This is a genomic window from Pseudomonas sp. TYF_14, assembly GCF_043105275.1.
Lineage (GTDB): Bacteria > Pseudomonadota > Gammaproteobacteria > Pseudomonadales > Pseudomonadaceae > Aquipseudomonas > Aquipseudomonas alloputida.
In genome coordinates this window covers 1-17,716 of record NZ_JBICLK010000041.1, presented here as the reverse complement: position 1 = coordinate 17,716, position 17,716 = coordinate 1, and the positions used below count along the sequence as shown (strand labels likewise).

Below are 17,716 nucleotides of genomic sequence, written 5' to 3'. Positions count from 1 at the left end.
TGATCAATGGTGGACACACATCGGAGGTTGGGCGCAGGCCGCTGTGTAGGAGCGGGTTTACCCGCGAATACGGTGGCGGCCCAGCTGGCCAATTTTCACCCGCCGTTCACCGTCGCAGCCACCACCGTATTCCCGGGTAAACCCGCATTTCTTGATCAGAGCAACGACAGCGGATAGTTGAAGATCAACCGGTTCTCATCGAACTCGTTATTGCTGTAATCCCGGCGAATCGACGAGTTACGCCATTTCACGCTCAAATCCTTGAACGCCCCGCTCTGAATCACATACGCGAGCTCCGTTTCACGCACCCACTCCTTGCCATCGGTCACGCCCCCGCTGTGCACATCGCGCCCGCTGATGTAGCGGTTCATCAGGGTCAACCCCGGTACCCCGACGGTGACGAAGTTGAAGTCATGGCGCACCTGCCACGAACGCTCGTTGGCATTGTCGAAGCTGGAGTTGTAACTGTCGTTGGCCAAGGTCCCGCCACTGGTGCCGTTCACCCGCATCCAGGTATCACCATCGACTTTCTGCAGCCCCACCCAGAAGGTGCTGCCGCCGTACTTGGCCGAGAACATCCCCGAGTAGGTCTTGTTGTCCAGCTGCCCGGCACGTTCGGAGCCGTCCTCGTCGCCATGGAAGTAGCCCAGGTTCGCACCCAGGGTCCAGTCACCCACCGGCTGGCTGTGGCTCAGTTGCAGGTATTGCTGCTGGTACACGTCCTTCAGCACCGCATTCCAAAGCCCCACCTGCGTGCGGTCCTGGTTGAACTTGTACTCGCCGCCGACGAAGTTGAAACGGTCCGACACACCGCCGCCGTAGCTCATGTCTTCCATGCTCGCGTCGTTACGCGGGCTGTTGCCGCGGAACTGGCCGCCGTACAGGGTCAGCCCTGCGATTTCGTTGGAGGTCACCTGCCCGCCACGGAATGTTTGCGGCAACGAACGCCCGTCGTCCGAACGCAGAATCGGCAGCACCGGCATCCATTCACCGATCTTCAGTTCGGTCTTGGAAATACGCGCCTTACCCGCCACTGCCAGGCGCCCGTAATCGTCGGCTGGCCGGCCATCGTCATGGCGTGGCAGCAACGCCGTACCATAAGTGCCGCCACCACCGTCGAGCTTGACCGACCACAGCCCCAGCACATCCACGCCGAAGCCGATTGGCCCTTCTGTGAACCCCGAGCGGGCGTCGAGGATGAAGCTTTGCGTCCACTCCTCGGCCTTGCTTTGCGGGTTGCTGGGGTTGGTGAAGTTTCGGTTGATGTAGAAGTTGCGCAGCCCGAGGGTGGCCTTGCCGTCCTCGACAAATCCCGCGGCCAGGCTGGTGCCCGGCAGGCCGGCGATAACCCCGGCGCCAAGCAGGGCGAAGGGCAGGGTGTGGCAGATTTTCATTATTGTTGTGCTCCCTAAGGGTGTGGCAGCCCGTCCACCGGGCACGCGCAAGCGGCCTGCGGCAGGGGCGGGTAGGTAACGGGCCGGTCAGGGCCAGGGGTGAACGCGCGGTAACCGGGCGCTACGTACTGGCAGGCGTACGCGAGCTGGCCGGGGGAAGAGGGGGGGGCAACAGGTGCGGGTGCAGCGGGATGGGTGTCGACATGGGTTCGTCCACGGCTTGTTGTTTTTGTTATGTGTTGTCGTACAACTATGGGTGATTATTAGCAAGGGGAAGATGGGCTGTCAACGGCTGATAGCTGAGTAATAAAGGTCCAAGGACCCAAAATCCGGGCTGCAGAAGCTCTGCCGTGGACTCTGTACAGACATACTACGACTGGGGCTCTCGCGCCGTACGCGATCCTCTGTGCGGGCGTGCCCCCATTGCCTGCCTCGCACCTCAAACCGGGGACATGGTTTACAAATCAAATCGAATCAGCAGTGGTCCCATCCGCGAGCATGCGCTATCTTCAGATCTGGCCTCGCCCTCGACCACTCAGACTGGCATGTCCAGTCCCGGCATCCTCGTTGGTGCCGTACCCCTCCTGTCGGCGTGGGCGAGGCCTCTTCCTTTTCCGCAACGCTTCCCGGCTAAGATCGAGCGCTCCCTGGCGCCACGGCCGCCAGCTATCTTGGCAAATCTCCCGTGCTACGCGCTTCCCTGAATGGCCTTGTGCCGCGAAAGGGCCGCACAGCCGCCCCGGCAAACAATCCATCATTGCAGAACCCCCAAGATCAGTGCTTTGTACAAGGTATAGGCCCCGGACTCGCTGACCATGGTGGTCTCCTGGTCCTTGCCATAGCGCAGCAGTTGCACCGTGCGGTACTGATCCGGGTCGAGCTCGGGCATGCAGTGTTCGTCGAAGAAATGACCGCTCAGCCGGCCGAGTTCGTGGGCGCAGAACCAGGCTTGGGATTCGAGCCAGAGGGTGTGGAGAGGACATGGTTTACAAATTCAATCCAATCGCCTGTAGACCCGGCCGCAACCCTGCGCTATTTTCAGTTCTGGCCTCGCCCTCGACCACGTAGACTGGCATGTCCAGTCCCGGCACCTCGTTGTGCCGTACCCCTCTTGTCGGCGTGGGCGGGGCCTCTTCTTTTGCGGAGCGACTGACCGGATGAGATCGAGCGCTCCCTAGTTCCAGCAGTTCATGCAAGAAATCAGAAGCTGTGCCGTCGCACTCCTCTTGTCTTCAGCCAGTACATCAAAATTCCCAAACTCGGCTCAGATAGGCGTTGATGAACCAATCTGGCATGTCGTCCTGATGAAACTCCAGCGTGGCACCATCAGTAATCTCCGCAAGAAAGACAGACTCATCTCCGGAGTTATCGAAAATATAAGCCCGATTTGCTGCGGAAATGGCCTCTGGTCAGTCCAGGCATCCGAGTTCGGTGTGGGAGCGGGTTCACCGCGAAAGGGCCAGAACAGGCAAAAAACGCCCGCAAAACCCCATGCATCCGCAACGCCCGCTGCACACTTGCGCCAGCGCAAATGGCGGTTCTCTGGCACATGGTGATGCGCCGGCAAGGTCTAGGCCCCGGACTCACTGACCATGGTGGTCTCCTGGTATTTGCCATAGCGCACTAGCGGCACAGTGCGGTACTGATCCGGGTCGAGCTTGCGCATGCATTGTTCGTCGAAGAAATGACCGCTCAGCCGGCCGAGTTCGTGGGCGCAGAACCAGGCTTGGGATTCGGGCCAGATAGTGTGGAGGGGCGGTTGTGGCGGATGAAGAGGGTGGGGGTATTAAGATTGTCCATGTTTGGCCATCCTGATGGGGGAGAGCCGTTTCTGACGAGAACGGGATTCCGCTATGTGAGCGTTCTTAAGCGCCGGAAAACGTTATCGCGATGTCCAAAAACAGGCAAGGTCGGCAGCCGTAGGAAACGTCCTGTTCTGCTTCTGCCAGGCAATAAAAAGGCTGCCATTTGGCAGCCTTGTTGATGCTCAGCCCGGTCAATCAATCCCAGCTCAACGCCCCACCCGTCTGATACTCGATCACACGCGTCTCAAAGAAGTTCTTCTCCTTCTTCAAGTCCATGATCTCGCTCATCCATGGGAACGGGTTGGTAGTCCCCGGATACTCTTCTTTCAAACCAATCTGAGTCAAACGACGGTTAGCAATGAACTTGAGGTAATCCTCCATCATCGCTGCGTTCATGCCCAGTACACCGCGTGGCATGGTGTCACGGGCGTATTCGATCTCCAGCTGGGTCCCTTGCAGGATCATCTGGGTCGCTTCTTCCTTCATCGCCGCATCCCACAGGTGCGGGTTCTCGATCTTGATCTGGTTGATCACGTCGATACCGAAGTTCAGGTGCATCGACTCGTCACGCAGGATGTACTGGAACTGCTCGGCAACGCCAGTCATCTTGTTGCGGCGGCCCATTGACAGGATCTGGGTGAAGCCGCAGTAGAAGAAGATGCCTTCCAGGACGCAGTAGTAGGCGATCAGGTTGCGCAGCAGCTCTTTGTCGGTTTCGACGGTGCCGGTGTTGAATTCCGGGTCGGAGATGGCGCGGGTGTACTTCAGGCCCCAGGCGGCTTTTTTGGCGACCGACGGGATCTCGTGGTACATGTTGAAGATCTCGCCTTCATCCATGCCCAGCGACTCGATGCAGTACTGGTAGGCGTGGGTGTGGATCGCCTCTTCGAAGGCCTGGCGCAGGATATACTGGCGGCACTCCGGGTTGGTGATCAGGCGGTACACGGCCAGGGCCAGGTTGTTGGCAACCAGCGAGTCGGCAGTGGAGAAGAAGCCGAGGTTGCGCATGACGATGCGGCGTTCGTCTTCGGTCAGCCCGTCCTGGCTCTTCCACAGGGCGATGTCGGCGGTCATGTTGACCTCTTGCGGCATCCAGTGGTTGGCGCAGCCGTCCAGGTACTTCTGCCAGGCCCAGTCGTACTTGAACGGTACCAGTTGGTTGAGGTCGGCGCGGCAGTTGATCATGCGCTTTTCATCGACTGCAACGCGGGCCGAGGAGCCTTCCAGCTCGGCCAGGCCTTCGGCAACGTCGAGGGCGTCGAGGGCAGCCTTGGCACGTTTGACGGCTTCGGAGTCAGAAGCGGTGGCCGCACGGGCCTCCAGGGCGGCGGCACCACCGGCGCTGTCGAGCTTGTCGAGGGTGGCGGCGGCAGCGGCCTGCGCAGGGGTGTTGCCTTTGGCGGCTACTTCGCCGTCTTCTTTGTCGAATTCGTCCCAGCTCAGCATGGTTTGGCTCCTGCTTGAGGGTCGCCCAGAGGCAACCGGTTGGATTTTAAGAATGTGATGCCTGACGCAAGGCCGTAATGGCGAATGGGCAGCTCGAGAGGCTGACTCTCGTTTACATCTGAATGTGTTCTGGCTTGTACCTGGCCAGGCCTCTGGGAGGGGCCAGGACAATTGAATAGGTGCTCTTTTCAGAGGGCGCAAAGTATACCGGAATTCACCTTCGATCGGGGCGCGTGTCTTGCCGGCGAGGGTAACTTTTTTGACCGGTTTGGCGTGCGTCCGTTCACGAAGCGGGTGGCTTCTTCTACGGGGGGAGAGTGTAGCGCCAACCTATATGTTGTGCCAGTTTAAATTTGAAGGCACATCATATGGTGTTTCCTGAGGCTTGTGTTGGCGGAGTCGGCCTCACCGTGGGCTTGCCGGCGATGAGGCCAGCCACCACTAGCTACGGTGGGTGTACAGCGTTTCGACAATGTGTGTCTTGGGGTGCTTGCGTGCCTGTTCCACCGAGGTGAAACGGCCGGTTTCTGCGTTGCGACCAATCTTGCGAGATGCCAGTTTTTTCCGCGCCATGGGCGTACATCCTTTTTTGAGAGGTCCTGTTCTTTTACCGAGCTGCGTGAACAGTGGGCAAAGGGCAAGGTTTCTCTGAGGCGCGGATACAAAAATGCCGCGCGGGGCACCCGTAGGCACCCCGCACGGCATTCAGGCCTTACTGGCAAAAGCTTTATATCTAGGAGCGTATACTTCGGTATCGCGCCGTATACATAAGGGTTTCACCGGTTTTCAGCCTTGCATGATTTAGAAAAACGTATACTTCTAGGGTGTTTAGCCCAATTTTGGGTGGCGGAAGTATACGCTAGTCAGACGAGGTTTCGACCCAAAAATTTTCGTGCTTTGACGGGTTTTTTTCCGGTTACGACCCCCTTCGAGAGGGGGCCATCCGTCTGTCATGCAGGCCTATTTGATCTCTTTCGGTTTGGCATATGGCAGTGGGTGATCAAGGTCATCGATGGTGAGGCCACGTCTCACAGCGTTGTGGCTCCAGCGCACAAATTGCTCCAGCAGAGCGTTGTTTTCACGCGTCAGGCGCTCGATGCGGGCTTCCAAGAGACGCACACGTTCCATTGCCTTCTCTGTCTCAATGGCGCCCCGAGAGCCACCAGCGGCACCGGCGCTGTCATCGTCACGTGCGACCTCTTTGGCATGACCCCAAGCCGCTTTGATTCGAGGGTGCCTGAGCATTGCTGCTTTTGTGTATCTATGGCCGAGCTCGACCTCTAGCATCGCGAGGTAGCGATCCCAGGTCAGCTTACCGGCCCAACCATCCAGCAGCCTAACGGCCTTCTCAATTCCGCTGTCGTGCAGTCTAGGGGCACCCATTTAGAAAAACCCCATTTCAAGCAGCATGTCTTCGTCCTCATCCGCAGAGTCTTTGCCGATGCTGGCCTTGTCCGCGTGCGTCCCGATATCAACCATCCTGACAGCATCCGCCAGGCCGGCCTTCGATTGTGAGTCTGCAGGGGGTGGTAGGGTGATCAGCGCTCCATCTGGGATAGATGGGTCATTCAGCATATCCAGCACCTGACGCCAGCGTTCGAGCTTGGGTAGGTTGAGCTTCAGCCAGCGGGAGGCACCTGGCAGACCCTCCATTACGGCCTTCTCCGCGTCGGCTACGGCTTTCTGGTGCAGTTGGAACTGGAACTCTGCTTCGTCCTGGTGACGCTTGTCCCCTTTGACAAAGGTGTGCTCTGTGCAGTTCACACAATCCTTATCCTTTGGGCATGGCGTTAGGGCATGATCATGCCGACAGATACCGTAGCGTGTGCGGTGAGTGGCACCTAACTCAATACGCATAGCCTGTTCACGTGTCAGGCCGTGAGTGATTGAGATCGACTCGATCTTTTCCTCTAGATGGCCATGTACGTTCAAAGCTTTGGTTTGATCGCCAAGCTTTAAGTAAGCCTCGATGAAAGCTTCTTGAGGGACGTGGTCGTACCATTCGTTTTGTGAAGAATTTTTCCGACCAGACCAGAATGCGATCAGTGCTTCGCTCAGATGTTTGGCTTGAGCGAGGGTGTTGAGAAGGTGGCGGAAGTCATGCGTCGTGATTGCAATTGGGCTGCCGTCTAAATTGTTCTTCCCATTGCGGCTAAAAACGGTAATCCCACCGGGATTCGCGCCTAGCTGATTGTTGAGTTGGTTGATGCTGATCGGGGATGGCACGTGGAGCAAGGGCTCTGCGTTTGGCCTTAGGATACCCTCAGGGAACATAAACAGCGCTTCATGCCACTTTAGCCCGGTTTGGCCGTCCAATATGGGGAAGACTTCGGGAAGTTTCGCTAGGATAAATTTCTCTAAGGAGCTGAACTCATACAGACCGACCCATTTAGCTGTCTGCGATTCTGGCCCCATCCGCGACCTATCTGAAGTTCTCTCAGTTCGCTTGATTAATCCGTATCTGTCTGAGTGACACCCTTTAATTGGCGTGACTTTTCCTAGAATCTTTGCGGCCTCATACAAAGTAATAGGCTGTTCACGCAGATGCTCCATCCCGGCAGGAAGATACACGCTGTTAGGGTTTTCTGCATACCACGCGGCAGCCTTCCTTGCAGTGGCGCCAAGATCTGTGAGGTATTGGACTGTATCCGATACGACGGCTTCAAATTCCTCAGAAGCAGCGAATTTTGTAATCGCTGCTCCCCCTTTTGCAGGAGTCCAAGCGATGCCCATTATTGGCCCCTCATCTGTATCCGCAGACCGAATGCAATCTACTGGCAGACTGAGAATCTCGGAAGCTCGGCTAGGCGCATACATAGCTAGTGATACGAAGGACGTAGTGATCCTATCTGCGGTCTGAAAGCTGGTGTGGTGAATATTGGCCAAGGCCAAGATCGACTCCAGCGAAGGTAGTTTAGTTACCAGTTTTTCTGACTGCTTTTGAGATACCCTATCGTTTCTAACCGGGGCGACATACATAATGGGGCTTCGCCACTCAATTATCAACGGAGTGAGGCGGGCAGGATTTACGAACTCGGTAATGATCCTCTCAAGAACACGACCGGCACTCCATGCGTCCTTGAATCTATCTTTTAGTAACTCCGCTGCAGCATCTAGGATAAACGGGTTCAGTTTTGTTACGCAGGGTTGAAGCTTGGCATCAATTAGGGCCTGCTCTATTGCTTGGAGCGCGTATAGGTGCCGCTTGAATTCTGCCAGGCGAAGACGGCGCATCACTTCGCTGAAAGTCGCCTTGGCAAAGTCCAGGAACTCTGGCTCAAATGGCACTGCGACTGTTGACTTGTTTCCTGAAGTGTCGCGGCTTGACTTGAAATGCGCGATGCTTTTCGTTTTGCCTTGTGCTCTGCCGATCCGAAACGAGGTGATATCCCAGCTATTAGCTTGCCAATCGACATTCTCGAAAGGAAAGTTTTGTTTGGCGTGCGAAACGTATAGCGCTAGGTTTTCTTTAGCACTTAGTTCGTTTCGGCCAATAAAATGTACGATATCGCCCATTAATTTTCTACTTCCGACTCGTCACGAAGAGTGATGATCTGCTGAATAGCAGACATAGCACTATGGTTGATTTGACGAATTCTAGGCTCCGTCTCAAGCTCTTGATCCTCAACCAGCGATGCCATCAAGGTTTCCCAGGGGGCGCTCAGTAGGGGCTCGAAGTGCGCGCAGCCAGCCAGGCACGCGATAGGCGCATTCTGGTGGCACTCTGCGCGTGTGCCGCAGGCACCAACCGGTTTGCCCATCAGGCGCAGGAAGTCACTAATTACTGCTTCTGGATCATCGGCTCTCGTAGCTTCGTGCAATCCGCTAATGGCCTTGCCTTGAAATGCCTTCGCAAAATAGCCCATCTCTTTACCTAAGGCATCGCGGATTGGTTTTTGAAGTTCAGGCATAGACGCGCGGTAATACTGAATGCAAGAGGTGCTGCGGTGCGTGAGCAGACGAGCAACTTCGTAGTCGGAAGCACCTTGCGCCAATGCCCTAGTTGCGAGCGTATAGCGGAAGCGATATGGCGTGATCGGGATCTTTGTCTCCAGCCGCTCCGAATAAGTGTCCAAGCGCCGGATAATGGAGCTCATTCGATAGCCCAGTGCTTGGGCTGAGAGATCTTCAAATAGAGGATCCTCCACGCCGACTTGATTTGTAGGCGGGTGCTGTTCTAGGTATTTAATCAGGCATTCGGCAAGTACGGTTGGGGCTCGGCGATTCCAATATTCGTTCTTAGCAGTCATTTCACCCTTTGCAAGTGGCACTCTCAGCGTGACTTCCATCCCTTCTACGCTATGAATTATGACGTCGCGCTTTTGCATTCTGTATGCTTGAGAAGGTCGCACCCCTGTCCCGATAAAGAACCAGCAAACAGTATAGTCAGCAAGCGAGATATCTCCGCTCGAATAGCTGCGATGCAGTTGGTGGTGAATGTTGTGTATCTCCTGCTCGGTCAACGCACCAGACTCTGGGTCGTTTGTCACCAAATCATAGTAGGCGCCTCTGCCTTCCTCTTCCCATTTGTGTGGGTGGCTGAGGAAGTCAATTGTGCTATCTGATAGGCCGGGAAGACCGAGAGAAGCAACTTTGCGAAGTAGTGGGACTACGAAAGCGCGATAGCTGGAGGAGATCTTATTTAAAAGATTGATTTCTGGTATATCAATCTCGGTCTTGCTGTTGACCTCGGGAAATTCAAACCAGCTGTTAATAGCGTAAAGGGCCGTGTTGCTGTAGGACAGGCTATGAGTTCCAAGCATCGTTTTGAAAGCAGTATAGATGCTTTCGTGGAATATATTTCCAGGTGTCAAGGCATCCAGGCGTATTGGCTTGGAATTTCCATCACGGTCGACAGCCTTTTTTAGGTGTCCGATCCTGATTTCCATAATTCGGCCATCAAGCAAAACTACCTTGTCGGCGTCTTTGATGCTCTGCGATGCCGGGGCGTGAAACACTTTTTTGGTGATGGTCATTCTTTCTCATCGTCCTTGCGTGGCGTCAGGCTATTAGCTAGCCTCTCAGCGAGGCGGTCGGCTTTCTCACGAATATGCCGCCTGGCATATCGTTCGGTCATATTTGAATTCTTTGCCCACCCATTTAGCCTGTTGCGCACCTGCTTCTCTTTTTCTTCCGGCATACGATCCTCTGGCGGTAGTGCGTCTATTTTACGACTCAGGCGGTCATTCCATGTTCTTCGCATGGCGTGGGGTGCCACACTGTCTGGAAGGCCTAGTCTTTTGCGCACCTGCCGGAAGATTTGATTAATCGTCACTTTGGCAAGATGATCGCCGGAAGAGGTTGTGAACAAGTATCCATGCTTCCTAGCCGATCTCGGCATTTTTCCCCAGAACCTCATGACGAAGTCGTGGAAGTCATGGGAGGTCTGCTCTGAAATCGGCAATGTTCTTGCGATAGTTTTTGATACTCGAACTTTTACTCTTCGGGCGGCGTGGTCGATATCTTCCACCCGGAGGAAACGAAGTTCACTGCGCCTAATAGCAGTTTCCGTGAATAGTTTATAAATCAAATGATTTCGGTGTCTGTGGAAATCAGAGAGGTAAGGGTTCGTGGCCGAGTCCGGTTCAAATGCCTGATCCAGCGCAGCCATTACGTCTTCCCCGAGGCCCTCTGGAGCGTCTCCTTCATCCGAGGCCACCGCCCTGGGCTCTTGGGCTCGAAGATACGCTATGGCTGTCTCCCGAGCCTTCTTAAGCTCTTTGCATGGAGCCTGGGAGGCCTTCGGCGCAATCCTCTCATGGTTGAACTGGAGGAAGTTCGCCACTGTACGAATGCGATACCCACCCTCCACTGCAGAAATGGTGGTTCTTGTGATGGAAGGGCTCAGACCTCTCCGCACCTGTTCCAAGCGCACGATTTTTCTGGAGGAAGGCTGTAGGGACTGCTTCACCAACTGATCTTGCGCAGCTCGGTCGAGTCTCAGGAAGAAGGCCAGGTCTTCGCATTGCTCAATGGACAGGAATGATTCTGAGCGGAGCGCTTTGTCTAGGTCGATTTGCCGATTAGCAGCCCACAGGTAGGCCATCCCTAGTGTGCGAAGCACCTTCTCAATGGTGGGTGCCGAAAAGCCTACGTCTCGATACCGAAGCGTTGCGTATACGTTTGGAAGGAAGGGAGGAGCACCCTCTTGATCGACCAGCACCACCATGGGCAGGTCATCGGAGGCCGTGAAGGATCGGATGGAGAAGCTTAGCAAAGTATACGTTTCCGGCCTGTGAACTGGTTGGGCCGGGGAGTATAGAGAGAGGTATACGGCGAGTAAACCCTCCGCACCCTTAAGAATCAAGGGGTTGGAGGGTCTTTTTACTTAGGATGTATACGGTTTACTACTTATGAACCCTACTGGCAGGCTTCGCAGTCAGGCTCGTCGATCGCGCAGGCCTTTGGCACTGGCGCAGGGCCGGCTGCCTGGACTGGGGCGCTGTCGCCACCGCTGGAAACGGCGTTGAGCTTGCCGGTGTTGATGGTCGACTTCTCGGTGCTGGTGGCGGCCAGGGCACGGAGGTAGTAGGTGGTTTTCAGGCCACGGTACCAGGCCATGCGGTAGGTCACGTCCAGCTTCTTGCCCGATGCACCCGCGATGTACAGGTTCAGCGACTGCGCCTGGTCGATCCACTTCTGGCGACGGGAAGCAGCGTCGACAATCCACTTGGTCTCGACTTCGAACGCAGTGGCGTACAGGTCTTTCAGCTCTTGCGGGATACGCTCGATCTGCTGTACCGAACCGTCGTAGTACTTCAGGTCGTTGATCATGACCGAGTCCCACAGGTCGCGGGCCTTGAGGTCGCGAACCAGGTACGGGTTGATCACGGTGAATTCGCCCGACAGGTTCGATTTCACGTACAGGTTCTGGTAGGTAGGCTCGATCGACTGCGACACGCCGGTGATGTTGGCGATGGTCGCGGTTGGCGCGATGGCCATGATGTTCGAGTTACGAATACCTTTCTGTACGCGGGCACGTACCGGCGCCCAGTCCAGGGTTTCTTCCAGGTTGACGTCGATGTACTTCTGGCCACGGGCCTCGATCAGGATCTGTTGCGAATCCAGCGGCAGAATGCCCTTGGACCATAGCGAACCCTGGAAGGTCTCGTAGGCGCCGCGTTCATCGGCCAGGTCGCACGAAGCCTGGATGGCGTAGTAGCTGACCGCTTCCATCGACTTGTCGGCAAACTCGACGGCAGCATCGGAGCCGTAAGGAATGTGCTGCAGGTACAGCGCATCCTGGAAGCCCATGATGCCCAGGCCGACCGGCCGGTGCTTGAAGTTCGAGTTACGCGCTTGCGGCACCGAGTAGTAGTTGATGTCGATCACGTTGTCGAGCATGCGCACGGCGGTGTTCACGGTGCGTTGCAGCTTGGTGGTGTCCAGCTTGCCATCGACGATGTGGTTCGGCAGGTTGATCGAGCCCAGGTTGCAGACCGCGATCTCGTCCTTGTTGGTGTTCAGGGTGATTTCGGTGCACAGGTTCGAGCTGTGGACCACGCCCACGTGCTGCTGCGGCGAACGCAGGTTGCACGGGTCCTTGAAGGTCAGCCATGGGTGGCCGGTCTCGAACAGCATCGACAGCATCTTGCGCCACAGGTCTTTGGCCTGAACGGTCTTGAACACCTTGATCTTGTTGTACTCGGTCAGGGCTTCGTAGTACTCGTAGCGCTCTTCGAAGGCCTTGCCGGTCAGGTCGTGCAGGTCTGGCACTTCCGAAGGCGAGAACAGGGTCCACTTGCCGTCATCGAAGACACGCTTCATGAACAGGTCAGGGATCCAGTTGGCGGTGTTCATGTCGTGGGTACGACGGCGGTCATCACCGGTGTTCTTGCGCAGCTCGATGAATTCTTCGATGTCCAGGTGCCAGGTTTCCAGGTAGGCACATACAGCGCCTTTGCGCTTGCCACCCTGGTTGACCGCAACGGCGGTGTCGTTGACCACTTTCAGGAACGGTACGACGCCCTGCGACTTGCCGTTGGTGCCCTTGATGTAAGAGCCCAGTGCGCGCACAGGGGTCCAGTCGTTGCCCAGGCCACCGGCGAATTTCGACAGCATGGCGTTGTCGTGGATCGCGTGGTAGATGCCCGACAGGTCGTCCGGCACGGTGGTCAGGTAGCAGCTGGACAGCTGCGGGCGCAGGGTGCCGGCGTTGAACAGGGTCGGGGTCGAGGCCATGTAGTCGAACGACGACAACAGGTTGTAGAACTCGATCGCACGGGCTTCCTTGTCTTTTTCTTCCAGCGCCAGGCCCATGGCCACACGCATGAAGAAAACCTGCGGCAGCTCGAAGCGCACGCCATCCTTGTGGATGAAGTAGCGGTCGTACAGGGTCTGCAGGCCCAGGTAGGTGAACTGCTGGTCGCGCTCGTGGTTGATCGCCTTGCCCAGTTTTTCCAGGTCGAAGTCGGCCAGGGCCGGGTTCAGCAGCTCGAACTCGATACCTTTGGCGACGTAGGCCGGCAGGGCCTTGGCGTACAGGTCAGCCATCTCGTGGTGGGTGGCGCTGTCGGCTACATTCAGGAAGCCCAGGCCTTCGGCGCGCAGGGTGTCCATCAGCAGGCGGGCGGTAACGAACGAGTAGTTCGGCTCGCGCTCCACCAGGGTACGGGCGGTCATCACCAGGGCGGTGTTGACGTCCTTGATGGCCACGCCGTCGTACAGGTTCTTCAGGGTTTCGCGCTGGATCAGGTCGCCATCGACTTCGGCCAGGCCTTCGCAGGCTTCGCTGATGATGGTGTTCAGGCGGGCCATGTCGAGCGGCGCCAGGCTGCCGTCGGCCAGGGTGATGCGGATGCTCGGGTGCGGCTCGACCACGGCGTCGGTGTTGGCGCGGGTGGCACGCTCCTTGGCGCGCTGGTCACGGTAGATCACGTAGTCGCGGGCGACTTTCTGCTCGCCGGCGCGCATCAGGGCCAGTTCGACCTGGTCCTGGATTTCTTCGATGTGGATGGTGCCACCCGATGGCATGCGACGCTTGAACGTTGCGGTAACCTGCTCGGTCAGGCGCGCGACGGTGTCGTGGATGCGCGACGAAGCGGCGGCGGTGCCGCCTTCAACTGCGAGGAACGCCTTGGTGATGGCGACGGTGATCTTGTCGTCGGTGTAAGGGACGACAGTGCCGTTACGCTTGATCACGCGCAGTTGGCCGGGGGCGGTGGCAGCCAGATCCTGGTTGGAATCGGCGGCCTGCGGCACCTGGGCCTGCGGGTTCTCGCGAGTCGTGTCGGTTTGCATGGGTGGGTGTCTCCACAGTTTCTATATTGTTCAGGCGCCTTATGGGCGCCCACCGTTCCGTCCACTTGCTCGATAACCTCGCGGGGATGCGCAATGCATGCGCATCCGCCCGCGCGGGCGTACCGACTTCGGGACAGACTCAGGAATAAGGGGCAATGGCTTGCCGCTCCCTGGCCGAAGTCAAAGGTTCTGGGCCGAGCCCAAAAACTGTTGCTGATGGGTGCCAGGCCTGGCCTGCAACACCCATGCCCGAACAACGCCCTGAAAGGGCTTGCCTCGGTCGCCTCCGCAGGAGCGGTTTGGCTGCTGAAATCACCTGAAGTTCCACCCGGAAAATCGCTTGATCTTGCGGGTTGACTTTTGTGTGTGATTTTGCACGAACCCCTATATCTAGTGGTTCGCTGCGATCGGGATACAAGATAATGCGGTATTGGGGGCTTTGCAAGGCGAGCGCCTGTGGATAAGTTGTGTGTACTTTGTGAGTGAATGGTGGGTATTCGCTGTAGGCCTTGTGCCAAGTGGTTTGCAGTATTTTTCTGCACCGTGAAGCCCTTGGGCAGTTTTTTTTGGGCGCGAAGCCTGTCACAAAAAACGGTTCAGTCGAGGGGGCGGTAGGGCGTGTCTGAAGATCTGGGGTGCCTGGGTGATCGAGCACCGCCCGCGGGGCGCTCGGTCTCGCAGGGCCCCCCATCTACATTCATACTCTCAGCTGCCCTGACACGATCCCAAGAACAACAAGGCCAAAGCCATGGACCACCCCATACCCCGCATCCTCATCGTCGAAGACGACCAGCGCCTCGCCGAACTCACCGCCGAATACCTGCAGGCCAATGGTTTCGAGGTCGCGGTGGAGGCCGATGGCGCCCGTGCCGCGAGGCGCATCATCGACAGCCAGCCCGACCTGGTGATCCTCGACCTGATGCTCCCCGGCGAGGACGGCCTGAGCATCTGCCGCCGGGTGCGCAGCCAGTACCAGGGGCCGATCCTCATGCTCACCGCGCGCAGTGATGAACTGGACCAGGTCCAGGGCCTGGACCTGGGCGCCGACGACTACGTCTGCAAACCCGTGCGCCCACGCTTGCTGCTGGCACGTATCCAGGCCCTGCTGCGCCGCAGCGAAACCGTGGACAGCAAGCGCCAGGACCTGGCCTTCGGTGCGCTGCGTATCGACAACCGCCTGCGTGAGGCGCGCCTGGGCGAGCAGTTGATCGAGCTGACCGGCGCCGAATTCGACCTGCTCTGGCTGTTGGCCAGCAACGCTGGCCGCGTGCTGACCCGTGAACAGATCTTCACCGCACTGCGTGGCGTGGGCTACGACGGCCAGGACCGCTCCATCGATATCCGCATCTCGAAAATCCGCCCCAAGATCGGCGATGACCCGCTTCAGCCGCGGTTGATCAAGACCCTGCGCAGCAAAGGCTACCTGTTCGTGGGCGAGGCGCCATGAACAATTCGATCTTCCTGCGCATCTACGGCGGCATGCTGGCCGTGCTGGTGCTGGTGGCCCTGCTTGGCGTGCTCAGCCTGCACCTGGTCAACGAAGTGCGCGCTGCCCAGCACCGCGAGGGCCTGGCCCAGGGCACTTTCAGCCTGATGGCCGACAACCTGGCAATGCAGAATGAAACCCAACGCAAGCGTTCGCTGCTGATCTGGGAACGCCTGCTTGGCGTGCCGTTGGCGCTGCAGCCGATGAGCGCACGCAGCCTTGACGGTGGCCAGCGGGCGCGCCTGTACCGTGGCCTGGTGGTGGTCGAGAAGATTGGCCCGCATGCGGCGCAAGTGCTACGCAAGGTGGGCCAGGAAGACCTGATGCTGGTCGCGCAGATCAAACAGATCAGCGAGCAGTTGGCGCGGGCTACCCTCTATCTATTGGCCGACGAACTGGTGCGCTACCCGGTAGCGGAACAGCAGCAGCGTCTGGCACAGATCAAGCAGGAAAAAGGCTTCGGCTTTGGCGTTGCCTTGCAACGTATCGAGCGGGTCAGCCTGGACGATGACCAGCGGCGCCGGGTGGAGGAGGGCGACACGGTGATGGCGCTGGGCAAGGATGGTGACTCGATCCGGGTGTTCGCCGGGCTGACGGGCTCGCCATGGGTACTGGAAATCGGCCCGCTGTACCAGCTCAACCCTTACCCGCCGCAGTTGCTGATCCTGATTGCCTTCCTGGGGCTGTGCCTGATCGGCCTGGTGGTCTACCTGCTGGTGCGTCAGCTGGAACGTCGTGTGTCGGGCCTGGAGATTGCTGCCACGCGCATCGCCCAGGGCAGCCTGGATACCCGCGTGCCGGCCGGCGACGCCGACTCGGTAGGGCGCCTGGCGGCTGCCTTCAATGGCATGGCCGAGCACCTGCAGCGCTCGCTGACCATGCAGCGTGAGCTGGTGCGAGCGGTGTCCCACGAGCTGCGCACGCCGGTGGCGCGCCTGCGCTTTGGCCTGGAGATGATCGAAAGCGCCACGACTGAACAGGTGCGGGCTAAGCATCTGGCGGGCATGGACGGGGATATCCAGGACCTCGACAAGCTGGTCGACGAAATGCTGACCTACGCCCGCCTGGAGCAGGGCGCACCGGCCTTGAAGTTCCAGCGGGTCGATCTGGATGCCTTGCTCGATCGGGTGATCGAAGAGCTGGCACCTTTGCGTGCCGAGGTGCGGGTTGTGCGCGGCGACTGCCAGGGCGCGGATGCCGAAGGCGCCTGGGTCGAGGCCGAGCCGCGCTACTTGCACCGGGCCCTGCAGAACCTTGTCGGCAATGCCATGCGCCATGCCGAGGGCGAAGTGCGCCTGAGCTATCAGCTGGGCCAGCAACGTTGCCGTATCGATGTGGAGGATGACGGCCCGGGGATCCCCGAGGGCTTCTGGGACCGCATCTTCACGCCCTTCACCCGCCTCGATGACAGCCGTACCCGTGCCTCGGGCGGGCACGGGTTGGGCTTGTCGATCGTACGGCGGATCATCTACTGGCACGCGGGCCGGGCCACAGTGGGCCGCAGCGAGGCGTTGGGCGGTGCCTGCTTCAGCCTGAACTGGCCAAGGCAGCAGGCACCGCTGTAAAGGTCAGACGCTGACCAGGCTCAGCAGGTGGCCGTCCTGCAGGCAGAACTGGCCTTGCAGCTCTGCGCCTTGCTGCCACTGCGGTGACAGGTCGGTGAGCAGGCGCAAGCGCGCCAGCCCTTCCGCGGACCAGTCGAGCACTTCTGCGTGTTCGAAGTAGAAGCGTTGGCGAGTCAGTGGGTACAGGGTCTTGAACAAGCTTTCCTTCAGCGAAAAGGTCAAGGTAACGGTCAGGCCGAGCTGACGGCGGTCCAGGCGCTCCAGCTCTGCCGGGATAAGGATTTCACCCATCAGCCGCTCGGCGCGCTCGTCATCCAGCAAGGCTTCCTGATCCAGGCCCAGACCTTGGCAGCTGTTTTCGCCGGCGACCACCGCAGCGGCCCAGCCCTTGCCGTGTGTGATCGAGCCATGAATACCGGCGGGCCAGATGGGCGAGCGGTCTTCGTGGGTGCCGGGCACATAGTCGCGACCGTCCAGGTGCTGGAGCGCGGCGCGGGCACATACGCGACCGGCCAGGTACTCTGCCTGGCGCTTGGCGACCGAGCGCTGCAGGCTGGCGCTGGGCACGATACCGGCGCGCTGGAAGTCGTCGGTTGCCAGGTGGGCAGGGTCGAAGGCGCAACTGACCAGCACCGCGCCGGGCAATGGACGGGGCAGGGGCCAGTGGTGCCGGAGCGGGGCGCAGCAGGCGGGAAGTGTGTTCATGGCGGCTATTGTGCCAGCTGTGCAGGCGCTAAGGGAGGTGGCGTGAAAGCGGGCTTGCCCGCGAAGGCAACACCG

The 17,716-nt window shown here is 58.5% G+C and carries 12 protein-coding genes; 2 read left to right on the top strand and 10 right to left on the bottom strand.

The genetic code is table 11. The annotated features are described in order from the left end of the window. Positions 1 to 155: 155 nt before the first annotated feature. From ACF8O8_RS12845 to ACF8O8_RS12805, 9 genes are all read right to left on the bottom strand, one after another. Positions 156 to 1,394, bottom strand: a complete 1,239-nt coding sequence (locus tag ACF8O8_RS12845) for an OprD family porin (protein ID WP_010952327.1) — start codon at positions 1,392 to 1,394, stop codon at positions 156 to 158. A gap of 754 nt (positions 1,395 to 2,148) precedes the next feature. Then, a complete protein-coding gene (locus tag ACF8O8_RS12840) occupies positions 2,149 to 2,283 on the bottom strand; it encodes a hypothetical protein (RefSeq protein WP_010952328.1) in 135 nt (44 codons plus the stop codon). A 1,111-nt stretch (positions 2,284 to 3,394) separates the two neighbouring features. Next, positions 3,395 to 4,645, bottom strand: coding sequence for a ribonucleotide-diphosphate reductase subunit beta (locus tag ACF8O8_RS12835; protein ID WP_003254823.1), 1,251 nt, complete (start codon positions 4,643 to 4,645; stop codon positions 3,395 to 3,397). Between the two features lie 441 nt (positions 4,646 to 5,086). Continuing rightward, positions 5,087 to 5,218: a hypothetical protein gene (locus ACF8O8_RS12830; RefSeq protein WP_003254821.1), complete on the bottom strand. Its 132-nt coding sequence runs from the start codon at positions 5,216 to 5,218 to the stop codon at positions 5,087 to 5,089. Between the two features lie 387 nt (positions 5,219 to 5,605). Then, positions 5,606 to 6,028 carry a hypothetical protein gene (locus ACF8O8_RS12825; protein WP_392509788.1) on the bottom strand — a complete coding sequence of 141 codons (423 nt, stop codon included), beginning with the start codon at positions 6,026 to 6,028 and terminating at the stop codon, positions 5,606 to 5,608. Beyond that, positions 6,029 to 8,161, bottom strand: a complete 2,133-nt coding sequence (locus ACF8O8_RS12820; protein WP_392509787.1) for a hypothetical protein — start codon at positions 8,159 to 8,161, stop codon at positions 6,029 to 6,031. After that, complete coding sequence (locus ACF8O8_RS12815) at positions 8,161 to 9,621, bottom strand: tyrosine-type recombinase/integrase (RefSeq protein ID WP_392509786.1); 1,461 nt, start codon at positions 9,619 to 9,621, stop codon at positions 8,161 to 8,163. The genes ACF8O8_RS12820 and ACF8O8_RS12815 overlap by 1 nt, the downstream gene beginning before the upstream one ends. Next, complete coding sequence (locus ACF8O8_RS12810) at positions 9,618 to 10,814, bottom strand: tyrosine-type recombinase/integrase (protein ID WP_392509785.1); 1,197 nt, start codon at positions 10,812 to 10,814, stop codon at positions 9,618 to 9,620. The genes ACF8O8_RS12815 and ACF8O8_RS12810 overlap by 4 nt, the downstream gene beginning before the upstream one ends. Positions 10,815 to 11,005: 191 nt before the next feature. Then, positions 11,006 to 13,885 (bottom strand): ribonucleoside-diphosphate reductase subunit alpha, encoded by a 2,880-nt coding sequence (locus tag ACF8O8_RS12805; protein WP_010952332.1) that lies wholly within the window; start codon positions 13,883 to 13,885, stop codon positions 11,006 to 11,008. Between the two features lie 748 nt (positions 13,886 to 14,633). On the opposite strand from ACF8O8_RS12805, the gene ACF8O8_RS12800 reads away from it, so the two are divergent. Further along, a complete protein-coding gene (locus ACF8O8_RS12800; protein WP_010952334.1) occupies positions 14,634 to 15,332 on the top strand; it encodes a response regulator transcription factor in 699 nt (232 codons plus the stop codon). Further along, positions 15,329 to 16,936 (top strand): ATP-binding protein, encoded by a 1,608-nt coding sequence (locus tag ACF8O8_RS12795; RefSeq protein ID WP_104960957.1) that lies wholly within the window; start codon positions 15,329 to 15,331, stop codon positions 16,934 to 16,936. The genes ACF8O8_RS12800 and ACF8O8_RS12795 overlap by 4 nt, the downstream gene beginning before the upstream one ends. Positions 16,937 to 16,939: 3 nt before the next feature. Here ACF8O8_RS12795 and ACF8O8_RS12790 read toward each other — a convergent pair whose 3' ends face one another. Continuing rightward, the gene (locus ACF8O8_RS12790; protein ID WP_010952336.1) at positions 16,940 to 17,641 is read right to left on the bottom strand and encodes a 4'-phosphopantetheinyl transferase; all 702 of its coding nucleotides are present in this window, start codon (positions 17,639 to 17,641) and stop codon (positions 16,940 to 16,942) included. Positions 17,642 to 17,716: the final 75 nt, after the last annotated feature.

Coding starts and splice junctions, on each gene's coding strand:
- ACF8O8_RS12845 (WP_010952327.1), bottom strand. CDS start 1,394: ATGAAAATCTGCCACACCCTGCCCTTCGCCCTGCTTGGCGCCGGGGTT.
- ACF8O8_RS12840 (WP_010952328.1), bottom strand. CDS start 2,283: ATGCCCGAGCTCGACCCGGATCAGTACCGCACGGTGCAACTGCTGCGC.
- ACF8O8_RS12835 (WP_003254823.1), bottom strand. CDS start 4,645: ATGCTGAGCTGGGACGAATTCGACAAAGAAGACGGCGAAGTAGCCGCC.
- ACF8O8_RS12830 (WP_003254821.1), bottom strand. CDS start 5,218: ATGGCGCGGAAAAAACTGGCATCTCGCAAGATTGGTCGCAACGCAGAA.
- ACF8O8_RS12825 (WP_392509788.1), bottom strand. CDS start 6,028: ATGGGTGCCCCTAGACTGCACGACAGCGGAATTGAGAAGGCCGTTAGG.
- ACF8O8_RS12820 (WP_392509787.1), bottom strand. CDS start 8,161: ATGGGCGATATCGTACATTTTATTGGCCGAAACGAACTAAGTGCTAAA.
- ACF8O8_RS12815 (WP_392509786.1), bottom strand. CDS start 9,621: ATGACCATCACCAAAAAAGTGTTTCACGCCCCGGCATCGCAGAGCATC.
- ACF8O8_RS12810 (WP_392509785.1), bottom strand. CDS start 10,814: ATGGTGGTGCTGGTCGATCAAGAGGGTGCTCCTCCCTTCCTTCCAAAC.
- ACF8O8_RS12805 (WP_010952332.1), bottom strand. CDS start 13,885: ATGCAAACCGACACGACTCGCGAGAACCCGCAGGCCCAGGTGCCGCAG.
- ACF8O8_RS12800 (WP_010952334.1), top strand. CDS start 14,634: ATGGACCACCCCATACCCCGCATCCTCATCGTCGAAGACGACCAGCGC.
- ACF8O8_RS12795 (WP_104960957.1), top strand. CDS start 15,329: ATGAACAATTCGATCTTCCTGCGCATCTACGGCGGCATGCTGGCCGTG.
- ACF8O8_RS12790 (WP_010952336.1), bottom strand. CDS start 17,641: ATGAACACACTTCCCGCCTGCTGCGCCCCGCTCCGGCACCACTGGCCC.